Genomic DNA, 22,029 nt, shown 5'->3' with positions numbered 1-22,029 from the left:
GACACGCCGTCGTCACGGCGTGTCGCTGTCCTCGGTCGCTCAGTCCTCGCCCACCACGGCCAGGTCGTCACCCAAGGCGGCGGCGATCCCGGCGGCCCGGGAGTGGTCGTCCAACCGACGCGTCAGGTACGCGCAGGCGTGGTGGTGCCGGAGCGACCACCAGGCGACCGAGCCGCCGATCCCGCCCTTGGCGATCTTGCCCCGGTCGCGTACGAAGCCGAGCGTCCAGGTGATCCTGGTGCCGAAGACCTCGTCGAAGTCGGTGACTTGGGAGGCGAGGAGTTCGGCGTGCAGCTCCGGCCCGAGCAGTTCGCGCACCGGTCCGTCCTCGCTGGTGAGGCGGGAGAAGAACGCCGCCATGGAGGTCGCGGTCGTGTGCAGGTTGCACGCTCCGAAGACCGACTGCCGCCAGGCCCGGGAGTTCACCCGCTCCACGTCCAGGGCGCCGTCGGGGGTCTCCAGCCACGGCGCCGCGTGCAACCGCCGCGGCCACTCCGGGTTCGCGTACTCCAGATCGGCCACGCGGCCCAGCGCGTCATCCGGCACCCCGAACCAGGCGTCCAGACCCAGCGCGGGCCGCACCACGTCATGGAACATCTCCCCGAGCGTCGTACCGGCGCCCGCGCGCAGGATGCCGTCCACCAGGTGGCCGTAGGTCAGCGCGTGCTCCCCCAGGGACGTCCCAGGGGCGTACTCCGGCGCCGCCCGGGCCAGGCTCTCCCGCAGCGCGCCGTCATCCAGCAGATCGATCCCCGCGGCTTCGGCCGCGAACCGCGGCTGGCCCGCCTGGTGCGTCAGCACATGCCGGAGCGTGGTCCGGTCCTTGCCCCGGACCCCGTACTCGCCCCAGTACCCGGCGATCGGCTCGTCCAGCCCCGGCGCGCCCTGACGGACCGCCGCCAGCGCGGCGAGGGTGACGAACGCCTTCGACAGCGAGTAGGGCTGGACCAGCGTGTCGTCGCGCCAGGGACGGCTCCGCCCGGCATCGGACCACCCCCCGCTCAGCCTGACGACCTCGCGCCCCTCCCGCCACACCGACAGGCCCGCGCCGGTTTCCGAGCCGTCGTCCACCAGCCTCTGGAAGACCCGACGCACCGCGTCGTACCCGTCCGCCGCGAATCCCTCGACGTCCACCATGCCCCCATGCCCCCATTCCGCCGCACCGGCGCGGCGCAGCGCCCCGTGACTTCAACGACTCGGAACAATACCCCCATGGGGTATGTGCGACGACAACGGCCTCAGTCGTCGCGGGACTCGCGGGACTCAGGGGACTCGCGGGACTCGCGGGACTCGCGGGAGTGACTCAGAGCCGCGTCGAGCAGCCCGTCGAGGGCCTGTTGAGAACTCTGGAGCTGGACGATCGCCTCGCTGATCCGGACGTGTTCCCGTCGCAGGTGATCGACCATGCCGGGGCACGACGACGGGATGAGCTGTTCTCCCTCGTCGTGGACACAGCCCAGGACCCGGGCGATGACCGCGCTGGGCAGACCGGCCGCCAGCAGGGCCCGGATATGCCTGACCGCGGCGATGTCCGATTCGGCGTACTCGCGGTAGCCGTTGGGGAGCCGCGTCGGCCGGAGGAGACCTTGCTCCTCGTAGTACCGCAGCAGCCGATGACTCACCCCCGTTGCGCGGGACAAGGCGCCGATCCGCACGTGAGCTCCCCCGTTCGCGCTTGACCCTCACATGGATGTGAGACTTTAGCCTTCCTTCGCCGGGGAATGCCGACGACGAAGGAGCAATCATGCCGGGTGCGGTCATCATCGGAGCGGGGCCGGGGATCGGCCGGTCGGTCGCCCGCCGCTTCGCGCGCGAGGGCCTGCCGATCGCCCTCGTCGCACGGTCGGAGACGACACTGACGGCCACGGCGGAGGCCGTTTCCCCCACCGGGGTGCCGACGCTCCCGCTGGTCGCCGACTCCACCGACGAACGCGCCCTGCGCGCCGCCCTGGACACCGCGACCGAGCAGTTCGGCCTGCCCGACGTCGTCGTGTACAACGCCGCGATCATCCAGTCGGACGCGCTCGGCGACCTGTCCGCGTCCGCGCACCTGGACGCCTGGGCCGTCAACGTGGTCGGGGCGATCACCGCCGCCGCGCACGTCCTCCCGGCCATGGCGGAGCGCGGCAGCGGCTCGTTTCTCGTCACCGGCGGGATGCCCGAGCCGAAGCCCCAGTACCTCAGCCTCTCGCTCGGCAAGGCCGGTGTGCGGTCGCTGGTGACACTTCTCGACGACCAGTACGGCCCGTCCGGCGTCCATGTGGCGACCGTGACCGTGGACGGCCCGGTCGCCCCCGGCACCGACTTCGACCCGGATGTCATCGCCGAGCACTACTGGCGGCTGCATACGCAACAACAGCGCCCGTGGAAACGGGAGGTCCTTCACACCGGGCGAACGCCGTCGACGGTTGAACGCGAGACGAACACTTCATGAGAGTTCGGCCACGTCGGCCCCGTATCCGTCCCGGAGACATACATTCGCCCCCTCAGGGCTCATGACCTGACGGGGGAAAAGTTCATGGGATGGCTGAAGGAGCTGGTGGCTCCGGAGAATCTGCTGGCGCTGCTCGGTGTCGTGGTCACGGTCGGGGGGCTGTCGTACGAGCGGCTGATCCCGGGGCGGAAACGCATCGGATACCGCGTGCAGATGGACACGTTGATCGACGACAGCACGAGCGACGGCCCGCTGCACCAGCGGCTGCGCATGCTGGAGAACACGCCCGACCTCGCCGGGGCCTCGCTCGTGCTGCTGCGGATCGAGAACGACGGCTTCCGCAGCGTCGACGTGGACGACTACATCACCGCGCCCTCGACCGAACACCGCGGGCTGACCGCCATCTTCCCCAACCGCACGGTCAGGGATGTCGCCGTCACCGAGCCCAGCCATCCGGATCTGCTGCGCCATCTGCCCCAGCGCGGCACCGTGACGAATCCGGGGCTGATCTGCCGTGGCAACGAGATCTCCCTGCCGAGGGTGCCGCTGAACAAGGGCGACCACTTCAAGCTGCTGGTGTTGCTGACCGGCGCCGGGACGGACAAGCAGCCGTATGTCGCCGGGCGCATCCGGGAGGGCAGGATCCGGAACAACGAGCATTTCCGGCGGCCCAGCAACCGCGTGCTGGGGCTCATCGGCAGCCTGGTGGTTCTCATGATCCTCCAGCCCATCGGCTTTCAGCTCCTGGAACCGGACCCGCTGCGTCAAGGCTGCGCCAAGGGGACGCTCACGGTCGTCGGCTCCACCGCGTTCGAGCCGGTGATGAACGACCTGGACAAGGCGTACGAGGAGGACTGCGACGGCGCCGCCCACATCACCGTCGACGCCCAGGGCAGCGGCCGCGGCACGGACACGCTGCGGGACGTCGGGGAGGGCGCGAAGGGGTTTCCGGCGTATCTGTCGTTCTCCGACGGGCGGGAGGGGAGCGGGGATCCGGGGCTCAAGGAGCATCTGACCGCGCTGTCCGTGTTCACGATGGTGGTGAACAAGGAGGTCCGGATATCGAATCTGACCCTCGACGATGTGCGGAAGATCTACTCGGGCGAGATCACCAACTGGAAGCGGCTCGCCGGCGGGCCCGATCTGCCGATCAGGCTGGTGAGCCGGGACGGGAAGTCGGGCACGCGCGGGGTGTTCGAGAACCGGGTGCTCGGCAGCACGACCGAGCCCGCGCGTACGTCGGACAACTGCCGAACGCCGAAGTTCGACAACACGCGCCTCGTGCGCTGCGAGCTCGACAGCACGGACGAGGTGCTGAAGACCGTGGCGCGGACGCCGGGCGCGATCGGCTACACCGAGCTGAAGGCGGCCAACGACCGCGCCGAGGAGCGGAAGGATGTGCGGCTGCTGGGCCTGGGCGGGCACCGGCCCTCGATCGACACCGTCAGGGACGAGACATATCCGTTCTGGGAGCCCGAGTATGCGTACACCTACGGGACCCCGTCGCCCAACTCCCTCACCTCAAAGTTCCTGGACTTCCTGGCCGGTGACACCGGACGGAACCTCATCGAGCGCCACGGCCATCTGCCCTGCTCGGCCCCGGAGAACCAGCAGGCGTGCCGGCGGGCGCATCGCGCGTGAGACCGGCGGGGCTGCCCGAGGCCGTCTCGATCACCTCGTCCAGGACCGCGCGCGAGCGCCGCAGGTCCTCGATCATGCGGTCGATGCGGTCCCGCTCCGCCGTGAGGTCCGTGACCAGGCGGGCGTCGGCGGTCTCGGACGGGCCGCCGTCGGCGTCCCGCATACAGGGCAGCAGCTGCCCGATCTTCGTGCTGGTCAGCCCGGCGGCGTACAACTCCTGGATGCGCAGCACCCGGTCGACGGCGACGTCCGCGTACTCGCGGTGGCCGCCGGGGGTGCGCCGCGCCACCAGCAGACCCTGCTCCTCGTAGTAGCGCAGGGACCGCTCACTCACTCCCGTACGCCGGGCCAGCTCACCGATCCGCATGACGCACCTCACACCGCACGAGCTTGAATCTGACATCAATGGCAAGTTCTACGGTACCCGCATGACGGACACCATGACAGACACAGCGACCACCTCCCGCCTCTTCGCCCCCACCCGCCTCGGCCCCCTGAACCTGCCGAACCGCCTGGTCATGGCGCCGCTGACGCGCAACCGGGCGGCCGCCGACGGCAGCCCGACGCCGCTCATGGCCGAGTACTACGCCCAGCGCGCCTCCGCGGGGCTGATCATCGCCGAGGCGTCCACCCCCAACGCCGTCGGCCAGACCTACCCGAACATCACCGCCATCCACACCGACGCCCATGTGGCCGGGTGGCGGCGGGTCACCGAGGCGGTGGCCGCGGCGGGCGGCGGTCCGATGTTTCTCCAGATCCAGCACGGCGGCCGGGTCGGACACCCCGACAACAGCGGGCTGACCCCCGTGGCCCCCTCCCCGATCCCGCTCCCGGAGACCATCCACACCCCCACCGGCCGCCAGGACGCGGTGGTCCCGCGCGAGATGACACCCGAGGACATCCGCGCCACCGTCAACGACTTCGCCGCCGCGGCCCGCCGGGCGCTGGACGCCGGGTTCGCCGGGGTCGAGGTGCACGCCGCCAACGGCCACCTCCTCCACCAGTTCCTCGCCCCCAACACCAACCGGCGCACCGACGCCTACGGCGGCAGCGTGGACCACCGCGTCCGGTTCGTGGTCGAGGTCGTCGACGCCGTCGCCGCGGCGATCGGGCCCGAGCGGGTCGGCCTGCGCGTCTCGCCCGGCAACACGGTCAACGGCATCGCCGAGACCGACGCCGACGCCCTGTACCCGGCGCTGCTCGCGCAGGTGGCCACCCGGAACCCGGCCTACCTCCACATCGTCTCCGCCGACCCGGAGCAGCCCCTCTTCCAGCGCATCCGCGCGGACTGGCCCGGCACGCTGATCGGCAACCCGGTCCTGCCCCGCGAGCAGATCCCCGCCGACGGCGGACGGCAGGCGGCCGAGCGGCTGCTGGCCGCGGGGGCCGACATCGTCGCGCTCGGCCGGCCCTTCCTCGCCAACCCCGACCTCGTGGAGCGGCTCCGCACCGGCGCGCCCGTCAACCCGGTCCGAGACCGCTACATGATGTACGTGGGCGGCCCCACCGGCTACACCGACTACCCGACCCTCGGCGCCGTACGCTGATGGCTCGGACCTGTACGACCGCGGCCCGGAGGGACACGACGCGATGTCGGCCACGTACGAAGTCGGAGCTGGCGAAGACCCCGGCGCCGCGGCGGCCCGCCTCACCGGCCGCCCGGTGACCGCCCTGCGCCCGCTGTCGGGGGCGCTCGCCGAAGTCGTGCTCGACGGCGGGCAGGTGGTCATGGTCAAGCGCGGCACCGACCCCGGCGCCGCGCGGGCCGAGGCGGCGGGCCTGCGCTGGCTGGCCGAGGCCGGGACGGTCCGCGTCCCGGCGGTGCACGGCCACGACCCGCACTGGCTGGTGACCGAGCGGGTCCCGACCGGCCGCCCGAGCCCCGAGGCGGCGGCCCGGTTCGGCCGCGACCTGGCCGCCCTGCACGCCGCCGGCGCCCCCGCGTTCGGCGCCCCGCCGCCCGGCGGGCCCGAGGACGCGTACATCGGGCTCGCGCCGATGCGCAACGTCCCCGGCGCCGACTGGCCGACCTGGTACGCCGACCACCGGGTGCTGCCCTATCTGCGCCGCGCGGTGGACGACGGCACCATGCGCCCCGCCGAGGCGGCCGTGGTCGAGCGCGTCTGCGAGCGGCTGCCCGACCTGGCGGGCCCGGCCGAGCCGCCCGCCCGGCTGCACGGCGACCTGTGGAACGGCAATGTGCTGTGGGGCACCGACGGCCACGCCTGGCTGATCGACCCGGCCGCGCACGGCGGACACCGCGAGACCGACCTGGCGATGCTCCACCTCTTCGGCTGCCCACACCTGGACCACGTCCTGGACGGCTACCGCCAAGCGGCCCCGCTCGCCGACGGCTGGCCCGACCGCATCGGCCTGCACCAGCTCTTCCCGCTCCTGGTCCACGCGGTCCTCTTCGGCCGCGGCTACGCCGAACAGGCCGTCGCCGCGGCCCACGCGGCCCTGACTGCCTGACCGCCCTCAACCGCCTGCACAGCCCGACCGGCCCGGGGGCAAGCCCTGCCGGTTGCCCGGCAGGGCCACCCGGTCACACGAACTGGCTCTTGTGGAAGACGCTGGCCTGCCGCACGCCGTAGGTGTTGGAGTGAAAACCGAAGGTCAGCCGTGGGCCGCCGGAAGGCAGCCAGATCGCCATGCCCTGCGGCTCGCGGCCGCGCAGCGACTGGCCGGCCGTGGTCTTCCACTTGTTCACCACAGTGGACTGACCAGTGCCGTTGAGGTCGATGACGGTGATGTACGACGAACTGTTGGGCCTGCCCTCCAGCAGGTAGGCGTAACGGCCGTAGGCGGTGTAGCCCTGGAACGGATTGTCCTTGCCCCAGGATCCGCGCGACGGCAGAGCCCGCTCGACCAGGCGGTAGCCCTTGGTCAGCCGACCAGCGCGGGCATCGCTGAGCTTGAAGGCGACGAGGCGCGGCTTGTCCGTACCGGTCTTGTAACGCACCAGCAGCCGGTTGGTCGACGGATCGATCGCGGGCTGTGGGTTGATCATGGTGTCGCCGATGGAGGGCGTGCGGTCCTGGATCGCGCTGTCGGTCTTCTTCAGCGTGGCGCCGTTGACGAACTTGAATCGCCCGATCCTGGTGCCGAATCCCTTGGCACTCGACTTCCACTCGGTCCACAGATAGACGGATCCGTCGTAGGGCTCCACCGCGATCGACACCCCGTGGCCGAAGTTGCGCAGGGCCATGGCACCCAGTTGCCTCCCGGAGGTGTCGGTCTTGGTGATCCAGATGTCGCCGACGCGGTCGGGATTGGTGTTCTGGTTGTTGACCTGCGCGAAGTAGATGTGCTGATGCACGTTGTCGTAGGCGAACGACTGCATCACCCAGTTGGCATGCAGCGAGGCCTTCAGGACCGGGTTGCCCCCCGCTCCGTCCAGCTTGAACCGCTTGGAGTTCGCCACCGCCGCGTTCGCGGAGTCGGTGGCGAGCAGGAGGCCGGCGGTCCCGAGCGCGCCCGCGGCGGCGACGCCCCCGCCGGTCGTGAGCAGCCGCCGCCTGCTGAGCAGCCGGTGCTTCCCCTCAGATGAGCTTTTGCGCATGGCTTTCTCCCCGTTTGTCGAAATCGGGAAGCAGACGGTAAATCGACCGAAAATCCGCAGGTCAGAGGACGAATCTACTTCCCGCCGAGCCAAACAGGCTAACCTGCGGCGCTTGTGCCGGTGGCATCGACCCGCCGGGCGTCGTCGGCCGCGCCGCTGCCGAGCGCCTTTCAACTGCCGTACAGCCAGCGGTTGTACGCCGCCTTGTCGATCGCCCCGTACAACCAGATGGCGTCCGGCCCGTACAGCGCCCCCGCAGCAGTACGTCACGCAGCCGCAGCCGTGGCCGGATGATCCCGCGCCCCTCGGAGCCCATGCCCCTCACGACATCCGGTGTCAGGCCAGCCCCAGTTGCCGTGCCGCCGCCTCCACCGTCTGCGCCAGCAGCACGGCGATGGTCATGGGGCCGACCCCGCCCGGGACGGGGGTGATCAGGCTCGCCCGCTCCCTCGCGGTCTCGAAGTCGACGTCCCCGACGTTCCCCGGGTTGTACCCCGCGTCGATCACCACGGCGCCCGGCTTCACATCGGCCCCGGAGATGAACCGCGGGCGGCCGACCGCGGCCACCAGCACATCGGCCTCGCGCACGATCGCCGGCAGATCGGTGGTGCGCGAGTGGCAGTACGTCACCGTGGCGTCCCGGCCGAGCAGCAGCATCCCGGCGGGCTTCCCCAGAATGGCGCTGCGCCCCACCACGACCGCGTGCTTGCCCGCGACGTCGACGTCGTACTCGTCCAGCAGCCGCACGATGCCGCCGGGGGTGCAGGACGCGAAGCCGGGCAGGCCGAAGCCCATGGCCGCGAAGGAGTGCATGGTGACTCCGTCGACGTCCTTCTCGGGGGCGATCGCCTCGAAGGCGGCGCGCTCGTCGATGTGAGGGCCCATGGGGTGCTGCACCAGGATGCCGTGCACACCGGGGTCCTGGGACAGCTCGGTGATGGTGTCGACCAGGACGCCGGTGCTCACCGAGGCCGGCAGGGCCACATGCCGTGACTCGATCCCCGCCTTCCGGCACCTGGCCCGCTTCATCCGGACATACGTCACCGAGGCCGGGTCCTCTCCGACCAGCACGGTGGCCAGGCAGGGCGCCGTCCCGGTGCGCAGTGCGATGTCCGCGGCGGCCTTCGCGGTGTCCTCGGTGATACGCCCGGCCAGGCCGGTGCCGTCCATCAGGCGAGCTGTTCGGGTCCGGTCCATACGCCACTCCTGAGGCACTCGCATGAGTCGCCCAGGCGCGCGGCATCGACAACCGGTGTCAGGCCGCTCCCCGGTGGTGCTCCACCTCAGCGCCAGTCACGGCCCGCGTCCACTGTAGGGGAGGTACGCCGCCCGGCGGCGGACGGCGGCCGGTCCCGGGGGGCGGATAGCATCGCCGGAAACCGGCCCGAGGAACGGAGTTCACCCGTGCGTCACCCGCGCGTTGGCGTCGCCATCCTGACCATGGGCACTCGGCCCGCCGAACTGGCCGACCTGCTCGCCTCGGTCGCCGAGCAGGACACCCCCGCGACGCGGGTGGTGGTCGTCGGCAACGGCTCGCCGCTGCCGCCCCTCCCCGACGGGGTCACCGGTGTCGAACTGCCGGAGAACCTGGGCATCGCCGGTGGCCGGAACGTCGCGCTGGCCCGGCTGAAGGAGTTCGGGGATGTCGATGTGGTGGTGGACCTGGACGACGACGGGCTGCTGATCAGCACGGACGTCTTCACGCGGCTGGTGGACCTGTACGAGTCCGACCCGCGGCTGGGCATCGTCAGTTTCCGTGTCGCCGACGAGCGGGGCCGCACCCAGCGCCGCCACGTCCCCCGGCTGCGTGCCTCGGATCCGATGCGCGGCGGGCTGGTGACGACGTTCCTCGGGGGCGGCCACGGCCTGTCCATGCGGATGCTGGAGGAAGTCGGCGGCTGGCCCGAGCCGTTCTTCTACGCCCACGAGGAGACCGACCTGGCCTGGCGGGCCCTGGACGCGCGATGGAAGGTGCTCTACGAGCCGGAGTTGGTGCTCCGGCACCCGTGGACGTCGCCGACCCGGCACGCGGTCTTCTACCGCATGGTCGCCCGCAACCGGGTCTGGCTGGCCAAGCGGCACCTTCCCGCCCTCCTCGTCCCCGTCTACCTGGGCGTCTGGACCGCGCTGACCGTGGCCCGCACCAGGTCGGCGGCGGGTTTGCGGGCGTGGTTCGGAGGCTTTGTCGAGGGCCTGCGCACCCCGTGCCCACCGCGTCGGCCGATGCGGTGGGCCACGGTATGGCGGATGACCCGGCTGGGCCGACCGCCGGTCATCTGATCAGGCGGCGGATTTACGGACCCCGCGCCGGGGGCCGGCGGATCTTTCCCCACCCCGCCCCTTCCCGAAACTGGGGCTCCGCCCCAGACCCCCGGGGGTCTGGGGCGAAGCCCATGGTTACGGGAAGGGGCGGGGTGGGGAAGGCCCGCCGCAGGCGTCACGATCCGCCGGACGCCGCCTACAGCACCAGCGTGCGGTAGCGGTCGGCCACCTCGGCCAGTACCTCCGCGCCGTCCCGTGCCCACAGGGCCGGGTTGAAGATCTCCACCTCGATCGGTCCGTCGAAGCCCGTCGCGTCGACCCGCTCGCGGAACCAGCGGAAGTCGACCGCGCCGTCGCCGAGTTGGCCGCGGCCCAGGAGGACGCCCTCCGGGAGGGGGGTGATCCAGTCGGCGAGCTGGAAGGAGGCGATGCGGCCGCCGGCGCCCGCGCGGGCGATCTGGGCGGCCACGGTGTCGTCCCACCACAGGTGGTAGGTGTCGACGACGACGCCCACCTGCTCCGCCGGGAAGCGCTCGGCCAGGTCGAGGGCCTGGGCGAGGGTGGAGACGACGCAGCGGTCGGAGGCGTACATGGGGTGCAGGGGCTCGATGGCCAGGCGGACGCCGCGCTCGGCGGCGTACGGGGCGAGTTCGGCCAGCGCGTCGGCGATGCGCTCGCGGGCCGCGAACAGGTCTCGGCTGCCGGGCGGGAGGCCGCCGGAGACCAGGATGAGGGTGTCGGTGCCGAGGGTGGCGGCCTCGTCGATGGCGGCGCGGTTGTCGGCGAGGGCGGCGGCGCGCTCGTCCGGGTCGATCGCGGTGAAGAAGCCGCCCCGGCACAGCGAGGTGACGGCCAGGCCCGCGTCGCGGATCAGCCTCGCGGCCGCCTCGACGCCGTACTCCTGCACCGGCGCGCGCCACAGGCCCACGCCCGGGACGCCCGCCTTGACGCAGCCCTCCGCCAGCTCGGGCAGCGACCACTGCTTGATCGTTTCCTGGTTGAGGCTCAGGCGGGTGAGGTCCTGGGTCATTGCGCCACTCCGTATACCGCCAGCAGATTCTTCATTCTCGACTCCGCGAGCCCCGGGTCCGGGAACAGGCCGAGGCCGTCCGCCAGTTCGTACGCGCGCGCCAGGTGCGGGAGCGAACGGGACGACTGCTGGCCGCCCACCATCGTGAAGTGCGACTGGTGGCCCGCCAGCCAGGCGAGGAAGACGACGCCCGTCTTGTAGAAGCGGGTCGGGGCCTGGAAGAGGTGGCGGGACAGCTCGACCGTGGGGTCAAGCAGCCCGCGGAAGGCCGCCACATCGCCGGTGTCCAGCCTGCGCACCGCCTCGGCGGCCAGCGGGCCCAGCGGGTCGAAGATGCCGAGCAGGGCGTGGCTGAAGCCGCGGTCGTCGCCCGCGATCAGCTCGGGGTAGTTGAAGTCGTCGCCCGTGTAGCAGCGCACGCCGTCCGGCAGCAGGCGGCGCAGCTCGATCTCGCGCTGGGCGTCGAGGAGGGAGACCTTGATGCCGTCGACCTTGTCGGGGTGGGCGGCGATGACGTCGAGGAAGGTGCGGGTGGCGGCGTCCAGGTCGGTGGAACCCCAGTAGCCCTCGAGCGCCGGGTCGAACATGGGGCCGAGCCAGTGCAGGACGACCGGCTCGGCGGCCTGGCGCAGCAGGTGGCCGTAGACCTCCAGGTAGTCCTCGGGGCCCTTGGCCACGGCGGTCAGGGCGCGGGAGGCCATCAGGATGGCCTGGGCGCCCGCCGTCTCGACGACCTCCAGCTGCTCCTCGTACGCGGCCCTGACCGTCTCGAGGCTGTACGGGTAGCCGATCTCGGTGGCGGGAAGCTGGTCGGTGCCGACGCCGCAGGCGATGCGGCCGCCGACCGCCTTGGCCTCGGCGGCCGAGCGGCGGATCAGCTCGGCGGCGCCGGCCCAGTCCAGGCCCATGCCGCGCTGGGCGGTGTCCATCGCCTCGGCTACGCCGAGCCCGTGGGACCACAGGTGGCGGCGGAAGGCGAGGGTGGCGTCCCAGTCGACGGCGGCGGGGCCGTCGGGGGTCACATCGGCGTACGGGTCGGCGACGACATGCGCCGCGGAGAAGACCGTACGGCAGGCGAGCGGCGCACCGCCGGGGGCGAAGGCCGCGGGTTCGGTGCGGGGCTGGTACGGGCGAGTGGCGCCGCCCTCTGCGGGGAGGTGGATGGTCACAGGCCCAGCTCCGGGACGTCCAGGCGGCGGCCCTCCGCCGACGACTTGAGGCCCAGCTCGGCGAGTTGCACGCCGCGCGCGCCGGCCAGCAGGTCCCAGTGCCAGGGCTCGTCGAGGGCGACATGGCGCAGGAACAGCTCCCACTGCGCCTTGAAGCCGTTGTCGAACTCCTCGTTGTCCGGGACCTCCTGCCACTGGTCGCGGAAGGACTCGGTGAGCGGGATGTCGGGGTTCCACACCGGCTTGGGGGTGGCGGAGCGGTGCTGGACGCGGCAGCGGCGCAGCCCCGCGACGGCCGAGCCCTCGGTGCCGTCGACCTGGAACTCGACCAGCTCGTCGCGGTTGACGCGGACCGCCCAGGAGGAGTTGATCTGCGCGACGGCGCCGCCTTCGAGCTGGAAGATGCCGTAGGCCGCGTCGTCGGCGGTGGCGTCGTACGGCTTGCCCTGCTCGTCCCAGCGGGTGGGGATGTGGGTGGTGACATGGGCCTGGACGGACCGTACGGCGCCGAACAGCTCGTGCAGCACGTACTCCCAGTGGGGGAACATGTCGACGACGATGCCGCCGCCGTCCTCGGCGCGGTAGTTCCAGGAGGGCCGCTGGGCGCTCTGCCAGTCGCCCTCGAAGACCCAGTAGCCGAACTCGCCGCGCACCGACAGGATCTTGCCGAAGAAGCCGCCGTCGATGAGCCGCTTCAGCTTGAGCAGGCCGGGGAGGAAGATCTTGTCCTGGACCACGCCATGCTTGATGCCGGCCGCGTCGGCGAGCCGGGCCAGCTCCAGGGCGCCGTCCAGGCCGGTGGCGGTGGGCTTCTCGGTGTAGATGTGCTTGCCGGCCGCGATGGCCTTCTTGAGGGCCTCCTCGCGGGCGGCGGTGACCTGGGCGTCGAAGTAGATGTCGATCGAGTCGTCGGCGAGGACGGCGTCCAGGTCGGTGGTCCAGTGGTCCAGGCCGTGGCGCTCGGCCAGGGCCTTCAGGGCGTGGTCCCGGCGGCCGACGAGGACCGGCTCGGGCCACAGCACGGTGCCGTCGCCGAGGTCGAGGCCGCCTTGTTCGCGGATGGCGAGGAGGGAGCGGACGAGGTGCTGGCGGTAGCCCATACGCCCCGTCACGCCGTTCATGGCGATCCGCACTGTCTTGCGTGTCACGGTTTTCTTCTCCTCACCGAGGTCCTCATCAGACGTCGCCAGGGTCATAGCAAGCGCTTTCTATCTACCACGCTAACCGCCCCGGCCCGCCCATGTCCACAGAGAGAGTGGAGCCAGAGAGCGGACACGGGGCGGTCGGCGCATCAGCGCAGCGTCAGGCGGTAACCGAACGGTGAGCGCCCGGTGATCAGCACCCGGATGCCGGACACATTGAGGCTGCCGGCCATCCAGCTGTAGCGCTCCCCCGCGTCCACCGTGGCCGGCTGACGCGGTCCGCTGCCGTTGCCCGGCCCAAAGGTGATCACGTCATCGCCCACGGTGTACGTCCCGTACCCCTTCACCAGCTGGTACGTGTCCGCCTGGCCGGAGACCGGCTCCACGCCGCCGAGCGTGCCGCCCGGCCGGAAGCACAGCTCCAGGGCGAGCGGGACCTCGGAGGGGCCGACCGAGAAGTCCAGGTCCCAGCCGCCGCCGGACTCCCTCAGCCGCACCTCCGTCCGCAGCGTGCGCCACTGCTTGGGCCGGTGCGGGAAGTCCATCGCGGACCAGAACCGGCCGTCGTCGGTCAGCGGGTACTGCCCGTCGGAGCGCCGGTGCTGCGGCGGCAGCGGCAGATGGAACGCGGCGCGCACCTCCGCCGACAGCCGCCAGCCGTCGGATGTGCGCACCAGGTCCTCGGCGCGGAAGTGGCCGGTGGAGAAGAACTGCGGGGACAGCCGCAGCGAGTCCAGGATCGCCCCGCCCTTGCGCCACTTGAGGAAGGTCGGGTTGGTGGACAGGCCGGAGGCGATGGCGCGCACATCGGGGAAGTCGGTCCCGCCGAAGATCGACGTACGGGCGGCTCCCCGCCCGATCCGGACCAGGCCGCACTCCTTGTCGTGGAAGGTGAACGTGCCGGGCATCTCCGTGGCCTTGGGCAGTGGCTCGGCCAGCTCCGGGTGGTCGAGCACCTCGGCGAGGAAGTCCCCGAGCGGGGTCTCGTCGAAGATCTGGTCCTTGCCGCGCCGCTGGATGGTCTCGGCGACGGCCGCGAACCGCCCGTCCTTGTCCCGAAGCGCCAGGGCCCGGTACTGGAGCCAGTACTCGGACACATGCTTCATGGACTTCTGGTCCTGGCGGCGCGAGTGCACCGTCTCGACCTCGCCGTTCGGCTCGATCAGGTGGAGCGTCGCCTCCAGGTTGCGGCGCACGTCGTCGTACAGCTTCGGCCGGCCGGTCAGCCGCGCCACGGTCAGCAGCGAGGGGTTGGTGACGATCGGCGCGTAGGTGGCGCTGCGCTCGCTGTACTGGCCGGCCGGGTACTGGTCGACGCCCTCCGCGAGCCAGGCGTCGATGCGACGGGTGTAACTGCTGTCCGGCCAGAAGGAGTTGACGCGGGCGAGCGCGGCGCAGATCTTCCAGCGGTGGTTGGGGGTGTGCACCCCGCCCTCGGCCAGCCCCTTGCCTGCCTTGAGCAGGATCTTCTTGAGGGTGGCACGGACCCCGTTCGTGGCCGCGTGGCCGTCCTCGTCCAGCAGCCCGTACGCCAGACCAAGGTCGACGATCGAGAATCCGGTGTCCGGCGGGGAGTGCACCGCGCCCTGGTCGTAGAGGCCGTCGTCGAACTGCGCGGCGGCCAGCGCGTCCGCCAGCTCGGTCAGCGGCGCGATCAGCGCGGCGTCGTGGTGGTGGTCGGCGTCGGCCCACACGTACACCGAGACCAGCAGGCGCAGGCTGCGGGCGGCCCAGCGGGCCTTGCCCTGGTTGGTCAGCTCGGCGATGGCGGCGGCGCGCCCGTCCAGGACCTCGGCCACCCGGCCGTCGGCCGCCTTGGTGAGGACGGCCAGGAACTCCTTGTCGACATCCGTGGCCCGGGCCGGGGCCGCGACGGACTCCGGCGCGGCGGCCAGCAGTCCGCCGACGGCGGCGGTCCCGGCGAGGAAGTGGCGGCGGTGCAGGGTCATCTGTGGCGCTCCGTGGTGGTTCGGGAAAGCTCAGGAGTGGCCGAGCCGGCCCCCGAGTGCTCGACGGCCCGCGCGGCCAGCGCGAGGGGGCCGGGGACGAGCAGGGCCAGGGGCGGGTAGGCCCAGGCGCAGACCGCCGCGGTGGCCACGGCCAGCAGCAGGACGACGCTGCCGCGCGGCGCGCGCACCGTCTCGTACGCCGCCGCGCGCGCCGCCTGCCGCCAGCTGGTGGCCGACTCCGGGCGGGCGCAGGCGCGCAGCAGGACGACGGCCAGCAGGGCACCGGCGGCCAGCAGGGCGGGGCGGAAGACCGCCGCGCCCGGCAGTCCCGCCCCGGCCACCAGCGCGTTGAACAGCACCAGCGCGCCGCCCGCCACGACGGCCGCGCCGGCCAGCAGGTCGCCGGTGCGCAGCCGGGCCCGCAGGGCGCGGAAGTAGCCGGTGACGGTGACCGTCTCGTCGTGGCGGACCCGCCGCTCGAGGACGGCGCAGGCGGTGGACATCGCGGCGGGCGCGGTGAGCACCGGCAGACAGGCGATGGCGGTCGACAGGCCCAGCAGCAGCACATCGGAGAACAGGGCGAAGCGGGGGCCGACCAGCTCCCCGGGCTCCCGGGTGGTGGCGTGGGGCATGGCGGCTCAGCCCTTCAGTCCGGAGTTGGCCATGCCCTCCACCAGGAAGCGCTGGAAGGCGAGGAAGAACAGCACGATCGGCAGCAGCGCGAAGACCGACATGGCGAACATCGGGCCGAAGGCCGACTGGCTGGAGGCGTCCACGAAGGACCGCAGGGCCAGGGTGAGGGTGAACTTCTCCGGCTCGAAGAGGTAGATGAGCTGGGTGAAGAAGTCGTTCCAGGTCCAGATGAAGGTGAAGATCGCGGTGGTGATCAGGGCGGGCCTGGTCAGCGGCAGGATGACGCTGAAGAACGAGCGGAACGGCCCGCAGCCGTCGATCCGCGCCGCCTCCTCCAGCTCGCGCGGCAGCGAGCGCATGAACTGCACGATGAGGAAGACGAAGAAGGCGTCGGTGGCCAGGAACTTCGGCAGGATCATCGGCCAGTAGGTGTTCACCATGCCGAGCTGGTTGAACACGATGTACTGCGGGATCAGCACCGCGTGGTGCGGCAGCATGATCGTCGCGATCATGAAGGCGAACAGCGGGCCGCGCATCTTGAACCGCAGCCGCGCGAAAGCGTACGCCGCGAGCGAGCAGCTGATGACGTTGCCGAGCACCGCGCCGCCCGCGATGAGCAGCGAGTTCCACAGCAGCTGGCCGACGCTGACCTCGTTCACGCCGTCCAGCGCGGTGGAGTAGTTGCTCCACTCCAGGTGGCTGGGGAGCAGCTTGAGGCTGGCGATCACCTCGTTGGCCGGCTTGAAGGAGGTCGCGACCAGCCAGGCCAGCGGGTAGAGCATCACCAGCAGCACGGCGATCAGCACGACGTGCAGGGCGATCCGGGCGGGGCGCGGGCGGCGGCGGGCCGTGGCGGCCGCCGCCACGGTGGTGTCCACGGTGGTCATCGGGCCCCCTCATTGTCGTCGTTGGCGTAGAAGACCCAGGAGCGGGAGGTGCGGAACAGCACCGCGGTGACGATGCCGATGGCCGCCAGCAGCACCCAGGCCATGGCCGAGGCGTAGCCCATGTGGGAGGCGGTGAAGCCGCGGTCGTAGAGGTAGAGCGTGTAGAAGAGCGTGGAGTCCGCGGGTCCGCCCTTGCCGCCGCTGACCGCGAAGGCCGGGGTGAAGACCTGGAACGCCTGGATGGTCTGGAGCACCAGGTTGAAGAAGAGCACCGGGGACAGCATGGGGAGCGTGATGGAGCGGAACTGCCGCCACCATCCGGCCCCGTCCATGGCCGCCGCCTCGTACAGCTCGCCGGGTATCTGCTGGAGCCCGGCCAGGAAGATCACCATGGGGGCGCCGAACTGCCAGACGGTCAGCAGCGCTACGGCCAGCAGGGCCCAGCCCGGCTTGTTGATCCAGCCGCCGATGTCCAGGCCGAACCAGGACAGCATGTTGTCCACGGTGCCGCCGTCGTTGAAGACCGCCCGCCAGACCAGCGCGATGCTCATGGACGCGCCGAGCAGCGAGGGGGCGTAGAAGGCGGAGCGGTAGAAGCCCTTGCCGCGCTTGACCGACTTCAGCGCCAGCGCGACCGTGAGGGCCAGCGCGAGCTGAAGCGGCACCGCGATCACGACATAGGTGAGGGTCGAGGTGACCGACCGCCAGTAGCGGGGGTCCTCGGTGAACATCTGGACGTAGTTGCGGAAGCCGACCCAGCTGGGGCTGTTGAACATGTCGTAGTTGGTGAACGACAGATACAGCGAGACGGCCATGGGCAGCAGCGTCAGCACACTGGCGCCGAGCACCCACGGGGACAGGAACACCCAGGCGGCACCCTGGCGCTCGCGCTTCGGGGGGCGCTTGCCCGGCCGGCCGGCGCTCGCCGGGGCCGGCTGGGGGCGGGTTGCGGTCGCGCTCATTGCCTCAGCTCCGCCTTCGCCTCGGTGACAAAGTCCTCGGCCGCCTCACGCGGCGACATCTGCTCGAACGACACCTGGTCGTAGTCGCGGCTGAAGGTGGTCTGCAACGACGCGTCACCCTTGGGCGGCGCGGGCGGCGGATCCTTGAGCTTGCCCTCGAACTGCTTCTGGTACGACGAGACCACCACGTCGAACCCCTCCAGCTTGGGCGCCACCACCTTGCGGATGGAGTCGTTGGCCGGGATGCCGCGGGAGTTGCCGAGGATGGCACCCGCGTCGGGGTCGTTCAGCAGGAAGTCGATGAACCGGGCGGCCTCCTTGGGGTGGCCGGTCTTCGCGGACGCCCCGAAGAACATCGACGGCTTGAAGTACTGGCCGGGCGTGCCGTCCTCGCCCGACGGCATCGGCGCGAGTTTCACGCCCTCCCCGACGATCGCCAGATAGCCGCTGGCGGGGGCGTCCCAGTTGAAGTCCGAGACGGCCGTGAGCCGGCCGAACGGGGTGTTCTCCACCGAGCCGTCCATCTGGGTGGTCTGCTGGGCGGAGCTGACCGCGCCCTGCTTGCGGAGCTTCGTGCACCACTCCCAGTAGCGCGCCAGATCGTCCGCCGTGAAGCCGAGCTTGTAGTCGTCGGTGTAAAGGACCTTGCCCTGGCCGCGCAGCCAGATCTCGAAGACGTCCTCGCTCTGGCCCGGGTCGGTGCCGCCCACCCGGCCGCCCGTCGCCTTGGACTTGGACAGCTTGACCATGGCGTCCGCCCAGTCGTCCCAGGTCCAGCCGACCTTGGGCTCGGGCACCCCGGCCTTGCGCCACAGGACCGAGTCGTACACCACGGTCTCCGAGCCGCGTGCCACCGGGATCGCGTACTGCTTGTCGTTCACGACGCCGGTGGCCAGCAGCCCCTTGTCCATCTCGGAGGTGCGCAGCTCGTTGTGCTCGCCCAGGTCGAGCAGGACACCGCCGTCCGCGTACTGGTTGATCATGCGGTAGTCGAGCTGCATCACATCGGGGGCGTCACCGCCCGCCGCCTGCGTGGCGAGCTTCTGCTTGTACGCGTCGAAGCCCGCGAACGAGGTGCTGATGTTGATGTTGGGGTTCTTCTTCTCGAAGAGCTTGACAGCCTCTTCCGTGCGGGCCGCCCGGTCCGGGTTGCCCCACCAGGTGAAGCGCAGGGTGACCTTGCCGCCCGAGCCGCCGCCTTCACCGCCGCCGCACCCGGTCAGGGTCGCGCAGAGGGTGAAGGTGAGGGCCAGAGCGCAGGACACCTTTGTCCTGATTCGAAGCATGCTGTGGCCAGCCTCCCTTCTGATGTTTCCGATTACGGTCGGCCAGCGATGATCGCGGTTGTTCCGGCCGTGCTGATAGAGCGGTTCAGGTCACTCGCCGTAGTACGGCAGCGTGACCCCGGGGAGTTCGTACTCGTCGCGGCGGCCGCACATGCCGTAGCCGCCCTGCCGGGTGGGCCCGGCCGCGCGGACACGGGCCTGCGCCAGATGCGCCGGGTCGCCGGCCGCGAGCGCGGCCAGATGGTCGCCGGTGCGCTGGGCGGCGGCGAGGGCGCCCGCGCGCCAGCGGGGCTCCCACCCGGCCAGCTTGGGCCCGACCAGGCGCACCGCGGCCTCGTGGAAGGCGCGCAGCGGGCCGTCGTCGCCCTTCTCCAGGGCCTCCCTCAGCTCCAGATAGCCGGTGACCGCCAGGTCCCGGCGGCGCCGGGCCGCCGCGTCGGCCTCGGGCCCCTCCTTGGCGGGCAGGGCGGCGGCCGAGGCGTACGCCTCGGGGTCGGCCAGCACCTCCCCGGGGAAGGTGAACACGGCGTCCCCCGCCTCGGGCAGCCCGCTGTTCTGCATCAGCACGGTCACCTTCAGCCCGCCGCGCTGCACCATGCGGTGCACCGTGCCGGGCGAGAACCACACCACGGCGCCCGGCTCCAGCGGCGTCTCGACGTAACCGTCCTCGACGGTCAGGGTCTGCACGGCGCCCTGCCCGCCGGTCACCACATAGGCCTCGGTGCAGGCCAGGTGGAGGTGCGGGCTGCCGCCGCACACCCCGTCGGCGGCCTCCCACTCATACGCGCTGATGTGGGAAAGACCCACCCCGCCCGGCAGCGGGTCGGTGATCCCGGTCATCGCCGGCTCACCACCCGTGGGACTTGAGGTAGGTCTCGGCGCGCTCCTGGTCCCACGCGCCGTCCGCGATCACCACGCGGTAGCGGTACGCGAGGCTCTCGCCCGGGGGCAGCGCGAACTCCTCGAAGAACGCCCAGGAGAAGGCAACCGAGGGGATGGGCTCGGAGCGCACGAACCAGTGGGAGGCGTGAATGGCTTCGGCGTTCTCGGGAGCATGCGAGAACAGCAGCGTGGAGTGCCCGTCCACGTCGTCGTGCTCGGCGGTGAAGGCGATCCACGGCGCCTCGGCGGCCGGGGTGCCCATCAGGCCGGACGCGCCCTCCTCGCCCTTGCCGCCGCGCCCGCCGGGGCCGAACACATCGCCGCCGGTGAAGTCGCGGGGGCCGCGCCAGTTCAGCCCGGTGTAGCCGGCCATCTCACGGCCCGCGGTGGTCGGGGAGCCGAAGCGCAGCTCCTCGCCGCGGATGTTGGTGAGGCGGATGGACCAGTCGATGGCCCAGGTGCCCTCGGCGGGCTCCACGGAGTGCACCTCGACGGTGCGCAGCTCCTCGGCCCACTCCTGGCCACCGCTGTGTTGTTCAGAAGGATGGGCCACCCAGGTCAGCTTCTCGGCGAACCGCAGCCGGTCGTCGGCGACGGTGAACTCCTCGAAGCCGTCGTGGCGCATCGAGCCGACGCGCTCCTCGACCCGCCGGTAGCCCTCCTCGGGGCCGAGGTAGGAGTTGCCGCCCCAGAAGTTCTGCTCGGACAGATGACTCGCCGTCATCTGGAGGCCCTTGTGCCAGCGGTGGTCGTTCGGCCGGTAGCCGGAGACCGCGTTGCCGGCCAGGGTGCACAGCGGGTGGGTGTACGGCTTGAGCGACTCGAACGGGTCGGCGTCCGGCCGGTAGACGTAGGCCAGCAGCTCGACACCCCCGGAGGCGACCGTGACGCGCTCGCCGTGGATATGGGTGACGGTGATCGGCTCGGTCATGCTCACTGCTCCTTCGCGGACGGGGCGGGGGCCAAGTCGGGGTGGTTTCCGTGCATGGCGTCGTAGTACGGGTCCCCGGGGGCTATCTCGCCCGCGTGGACGGGCCGTCCGGTGAAGGCCGACTTGTAGAGCGCGGCGATGAACTCCATCGTGCGGCGGGCGTCCGGGCCGCTGCCCGGGGGCCGTACGCCGTCCCGCATCGCGTCGAGGACGACCGCCAGCTGGGCCTTGTGCGAGCTGGGCAGGTCGGCGGCGGGGGTGCGCCAGCGGGCGACGCGGTCGGCGTCGTCGGCCGCGTGCGGGGCGGGGGTGTAGGCCCAGTCGTCGTTGGTGTGCCCGTACAGATGGGTGAGTTCGACCGTGGCGTCGGCGCAGTCGACGCGGATCCGGCTGACCTCGTCGGGCGAGACCACGCTGTTGACGACGGTGGCCATGGCGCCGTTGGCGAAGCGGACCAGCGCGGTGGAGACGTCCTCGCTCTCCACGTCGTGGACCAGCCGCCCGGCCATGCCGCGTATCTCGCTCCAGTCGCCGAGGAGATGCAGCAGCAGGTCCATCTGGTGGATGCCGTGGCCCATGGAGGGGCCGCCGCCCTCGCTGTCCCAGCGGCCGCGCCAGGGCACCGCGTAGTAGTCCGTGTTGCGGTACCAGGTGGTCTGGCAGTGGGCGACCAGCGGCTTGCCCAACTCGCCGCTCGACAGCAGCTCCCGGGCGTGGACGGCGCCCGAGCCGTAGCGGTGCTGGAAGACCACCGACGCGTACGGGCCGCCGTCGGGCTTCTCGGCCGCCTCCGCCGCCGCGATCTCGTCGTACTCGGCGAGCGTGAGACACAGCGGCTTCTCGCACAGCACCCAGGCACCGGCCCGCAGCGCGGCCACGGTCTGCTCGCGGTGGAGCGAGGGCGGGGTGCCGATGAGGACCAGGTCGGGGCGCTCGGCCTCAAGCATGGCGGACAGATCCGTGTACCCGGTCACGGTGAACCCGGGGCCCGCCTCGCCGGGCTCGGCCGCCTGGGCGCGGAACGCCTCCAGGCGGCCCTCGTCCACGTCGACTCCCGCGACGAGGTCCACGCGGTCGGCCAGCGCGCGGAGCGCGGGCAGATGGCTGCCGGAGACAATGCCTCCGGTGCCGACGACGGCGGCACGGATACGGGTGGTGGCTGCGGCCATGGGCGGGGCTCCTCGCCGAGGGAAAGCGCTTGCTGGGGAGGACCCTAGACATGGTCCTGATGACCGGACAAGACCTGGGAGAGCACAATC

At 71.5% G+C, this 22,029-nt stretch carries 21 protein-coding genes and 1 riboswitch; of the genes, 5 read left to right on the top strand and 16 right to left on the bottom strand.

Annotated features, from left to right (window positions below; all coding sequences use genetic code 11):
- Positions 1–39: 39 nt before the first annotated feature.
- Together ABTY62_RS06920 and ABTY62_RS06915 are read right to left on the bottom strand one after the other, a co-directional pair.
- Positions 40–1,137, bottom strand: coding sequence for a serine hydrolase domain-containing protein (locus ABTY62_RS06920; RefSeq protein WP_352128354.1), 1,098 nt, complete (start codon positions 1,135–1,137; stop codon positions 40–42).
- 101 nt (positions 1,138–1,238) lie between these two features.
- On the bottom strand, positions 1,239–1,655 hold the full coding sequence (locus ABTY62_RS06915; RefSeq protein ID WP_352128353.1) for a MerR family transcriptional regulator: 417 nt from the start codon (positions 1,653–1,655) through the stop codon (positions 1,239–1,241).
- Between the two features lie 89 nt (positions 1,656–1,744).
- Here ABTY62_RS06915 and ABTY62_RS06910 point away from each other — a divergent pair, with 89 nt between their 5' ends.
- Positions 1,745–2,434, top strand: a complete 690-nt coding sequence (locus ABTY62_RS06910) for an SDR family NAD(P)-dependent oxidoreductase (RefSeq protein ID WP_352128352.1) — start codon at positions 1,745–1,747, stop codon at positions 2,432–2,434.
- An 84-nt stretch (positions 2,435–2,518) separates the two neighbouring features.
- On the top strand, positions 2,519–4,075 hold the full coding sequence (locus ABTY62_RS06905) for a substrate-binding domain-containing protein (protein WP_352128351.1): 1,557 nt from the start codon (positions 2,519–2,521) through the stop codon (positions 4,073–4,075).
- Here ABTY62_RS06905 and ABTY62_RS06900 read toward each other — a convergent pair.
- The gene (locus ABTY62_RS06900; protein WP_311729647.1) at positions 3,999–4,442 is read right to left on the bottom strand and encodes a MerR family transcriptional regulator; all 444 of its coding nucleotides are present in this window, start codon (positions 4,440–4,442) and stop codon (positions 3,999–4,001) included. The genes ABTY62_RS06905 and ABTY62_RS06900 overlap by 77 nt on opposite strands.
- A 73-nt stretch (positions 4,443–4,515) precedes the next feature.
- Here ABTY62_RS06900 and ABTY62_RS06895 point away from each other — a divergent pair, with 73 nt between their 5' ends.
- Together ABTY62_RS06895 and ABTY62_RS06890 are read left to right on the top strand one after the other, a co-directional pair.
- Entirely contained in the window at positions 4,516–5,622 is a 1,107-nt protein-coding gene (locus tag ABTY62_RS06895) for an alkene reductase (RefSeq protein ID WP_352128644.1), read from the top strand.
- A gap of 43 nt (positions 5,623–5,665) precedes the next feature.
- Positions 5,666–6,547 (top strand): fructosamine kinase family protein, encoded by an 882-nt coding sequence (locus ABTY62_RS06890; protein ID WP_352128350.1) that lies wholly within the window; start codon positions 5,666–5,668, stop codon positions 6,545–6,547.
- Positions 6,548–6,620: 73 nt separating this feature from the next.
- Here the strand turns inward: ABTY62_RS06890 and ABTY62_RS06885 are convergent, their stop codons facing one another.
- Positions 6,621–7,637, bottom strand: coding sequence for a phage baseplate protein (locus ABTY62_RS06885; RefSeq protein ID WP_352128349.1), 1,017 nt, complete (start codon positions 7,635–7,637; stop codon positions 6,621–6,623).
- Between the two features lie 336 nt (positions 7,638–7,973).
- On the bottom strand, positions 7,974–8,834 hold the full coding sequence (locus ABTY62_RS06880; RefSeq protein ID WP_352128348.1) for a bifunctional 5,10-methylenetetrahydrofolate dehydrogenase/5,10-methenyltetrahydrofolate cyclohydrolase: 861 nt from the start codon (positions 8,832–8,834) through the stop codon (positions 7,974–7,976).
- Positions 8,835–8,856: 22 nt separating this feature from the next.
- Positions 8,857–8,944: riboswitch (ZMP/ZTP riboswitch) on the bottom strand.
- Positions 8,945–9,041: 97 nt separating this feature from the next.
- Between ABTY62_RS06880 and ABTY62_RS06875 the strand changes: the two genes are divergently transcribed.
- Positions 9,042–9,917 (top strand): glycosyltransferase family 2 protein, encoded by an 876-nt coding sequence (locus tag ABTY62_RS06875; RefSeq protein WP_352128347.1) that lies wholly within the window; start codon positions 9,042–9,044, stop codon positions 9,915–9,917.
- A gap of 178 nt (positions 9,918–10,095) precedes the next feature.
- Here ABTY62_RS06875 and ABTY62_RS06870 read toward each other — a convergent pair whose 3' ends face one another.
- The 11 genes from ABTY62_RS06870 to ABTY62_RS06820 all read right to left on the bottom strand — a co-directional run bounded on the left by ABTY62_RS06870 (position 10,096) and on the right by ABTY62_RS06820 (position 21,939).
- Positions 10,096–10,929: a sugar phosphate isomerase/epimerase family protein gene (locus ABTY62_RS06870; protein WP_352128346.1), complete on the bottom strand. Its 834-nt coding sequence runs from the start codon at positions 10,927–10,929 to the stop codon at positions 10,096–10,098.
- Complete coding sequence (locus tag ABTY62_RS06865; protein WP_352128344.1) at positions 10,926–12,098, bottom strand: dihydrodipicolinate synthase family protein; 1,173 nt, start codon at positions 12,096–12,098, stop codon at positions 10,926–10,928. The genes ABTY62_RS06870 and ABTY62_RS06865 overlap by 4 nt, the downstream gene beginning before the upstream one ends.
- Positions 12,095–13,246: a Gfo/Idh/MocA family protein gene (locus tag ABTY62_RS06860; protein WP_311729657.1), complete on the bottom strand. Its 1,152-nt coding sequence runs from the start codon at positions 13,244–13,246 to the stop codon at positions 12,095–12,097. Before ABTY62_RS06860 ends, ABTY62_RS06865 begins: the two co-directional genes overlap by 4 nt.
- Positions 13,247–13,389: 143 nt before the next feature.
- On the bottom strand, positions 13,390–15,189 hold the full coding sequence (locus ABTY62_RS06855) for a hypothetical protein (protein WP_352128343.1): 1,800 nt from the start codon (positions 15,187–15,189) through the stop codon (positions 13,390–13,392).
- On the bottom strand, positions 15,186–15,821 hold the full coding sequence (locus ABTY62_RS06850; RefSeq protein ID WP_352128341.1) for a hypothetical protein: 636 nt from the start codon (positions 15,819–15,821) through the stop codon (positions 15,186–15,188). The genes ABTY62_RS06855 and ABTY62_RS06850 overlap by 4 nt, the downstream gene beginning before the upstream one ends.
- 6 nt (positions 15,822–15,827) lie before the next feature.
- Positions 15,828–16,709, bottom strand: a complete 882-nt coding sequence (locus ABTY62_RS06845; RefSeq protein ID WP_352128340.1) for a carbohydrate ABC transporter permease — start codon at positions 16,707–16,709, stop codon at positions 15,828–15,830.
- Positions 16,706–17,671, bottom strand: coding sequence for a carbohydrate ABC transporter permease (locus ABTY62_RS06840; RefSeq protein WP_352128338.1), 966 nt, complete (start codon positions 17,669–17,671; stop codon positions 16,706–16,708). The genes ABTY62_RS06845 and ABTY62_RS06840 overlap by 4 nt, the downstream gene beginning before the upstream one ends.
- Complete coding sequence (locus ABTY62_RS06835; RefSeq protein WP_352128337.1) at positions 17,668–18,957, bottom strand: ABC transporter substrate-binding protein; 1,290 nt, start codon at positions 18,955–18,957, stop codon at positions 17,668–17,670. The genes ABTY62_RS06840 and ABTY62_RS06835 overlap by 4 nt, the downstream gene beginning before the upstream one ends.
- A 90-nt stretch (positions 18,958–19,047) precedes the next feature.
- The gene (locus ABTY62_RS06830) at positions 19,048–19,797 is read right to left on the bottom strand and encodes a cupin (protein WP_352128336.1); all 750 of its coding nucleotides are present in this window, start codon (positions 19,795–19,797) and stop codon (positions 19,048–19,050) included.
- 7 nt (positions 19,798–19,804) lie between these two features.
- Positions 19,805–20,770: a DUF6807 domain-containing protein gene (locus tag ABTY62_RS06825; RefSeq protein ID WP_352128335.1), complete on the bottom strand. Its 966-nt coding sequence runs from the start codon at positions 20,768–20,770 to the stop codon at positions 19,805–19,807.
- A gap of 2 nt (positions 20,771–20,772) precedes the next feature.
- Positions 20,773–21,939, bottom strand: coding sequence for a Gfo/Idh/MocA family protein (locus ABTY62_RS06820; protein ID WP_352128334.1), 1,167 nt, complete (start codon positions 21,937–21,939; stop codon positions 20,773–20,775).
- Between the last annotated feature and the right edge of the window lie 90 nt (positions 21,940–22,029).

Origin of the sequence: Streptomyces sp. NPDC097640 (genome assembly GCF_040302705.1) — a bacterium.
GTDB lineage: Bacteria > Actinomycetota > Actinomycetes > Streptomycetales > Streptomycetaceae > Streptomyces.
Note: the sequence above shows the minus strand (reverse complement) of the source record. Positions and strands in the feature narration are given on the sequence as shown.

Bases quoted from the DNA above. Each gene is read 5' to 3' on its own strand.
- ABTY62_RS06920 (WP_352128354.1), bottom strand. From the start codon at position 1,137: ATGGTGGACGTCGAGGGATTCGCGGCGGACGGGTACGACGCGGTGCGT.
- ABTY62_RS06910 (WP_352128352.1), top strand. From the start codon at position 1,745: ATGCCGGGTGCGGTCATCATCGGAGCGGGGCCGGGGATCGGCCGGTCG.
- ABTY62_RS06905 (WP_352128351.1), top strand. From the start codon at position 2,519: ATGGGATGGCTGAAGGAGCTGGTGGCTCCGGAGAATCTGCTGGCGCTG.
- ABTY62_RS06900 (WP_311729647.1), bottom strand. From the start codon at position 4,442: ATGCGGATCGGTGAGCTGGCCCGGCGTACGGGAGTGAGTGAGCGGTCC.
- ABTY62_RS06895 (WP_352128644.1), top strand. From the start codon at position 4,516: ATGACAGACACAGCGACCACCTCCCGCCTCTTCGCCCCCACCCGCCTC.
- ABTY62_RS06890 (WP_352128350.1), top strand. From the start codon at position 5,666: ATGTCGGCCACGTACGAAGTCGGAGCTGGCGAAGACCCCGGCGCCGCG.
- ABTY62_RS06885 (WP_352128349.1), bottom strand. From the start codon at position 7,637: ATGCGCAAAAGCTCATCTGAGGGGAAGCACCGGCTGCTCAGCAGGCGG.
- ABTY62_RS06880 (WP_352128348.1), bottom strand. From the start codon at position 8,834: ATGGACCGGACCCGAACAGCTCGCCTGATGGACGGCACCGGCCTGGCC.
- ABTY62_RS06870 (WP_352128346.1), bottom strand. From the start codon at position 10,929: ATGACCCAGGACCTCACCCGCCTGAGCCTCAACCAGGAAACGATCAAG.
- ABTY62_RS06855 (WP_352128343.1), bottom strand. From the start codon at position 15,189: ATGACCCTGCACCGCCGCCACTTCCTCGCCGGGACCGCCGCCGTCGGC.
- ABTY62_RS06850 (WP_352128341.1), bottom strand. From the start codon at position 15,821: ATGCCCCACGCCACCACCCGGGAGCCCGGGGAGCTGGTCGGCCCCCGC.
- ABTY62_RS06845 (WP_352128340.1), bottom strand. From the start codon at position 16,709: ATGACCACCGTGGACACCACCGTGGCGGCGGCCGCCACGGCCCGCCGC.
- ABTY62_RS06840 (WP_352128338.1), bottom strand. From the start codon at position 17,671: ATGAGCGCGACCGCAACCCGCCCCCAGCCGGCCCCGGCGAGCGCCGGC.
- ABTY62_RS06835 (WP_352128337.1), bottom strand. From the start codon at position 18,957: ATGCTTCGAATCAGGACAAAGGTGTCCTGCGCTCTGGCCCTCACCTTC.
- ABTY62_RS06830 (WP_352128336.1), bottom strand. From the start codon at position 19,797: ATGACCGGGATCACCGACCCGCTGCCGGGCGGGGTGGGTCTTTCCCAC.
- ABTY62_RS06825 (WP_352128335.1), bottom strand. From the start codon at position 20,770: ATGACCGAGCCGATCACCGTCACCCATATCCACGGCGAGCGCGTCACG.
- ABTY62_RS06820 (WP_352128334.1), bottom strand. From the start codon at position 21,939: ATGGCCGCAGCCACCACCCGTATCCGTGCCGCCGTCGTCGGCACCGGA.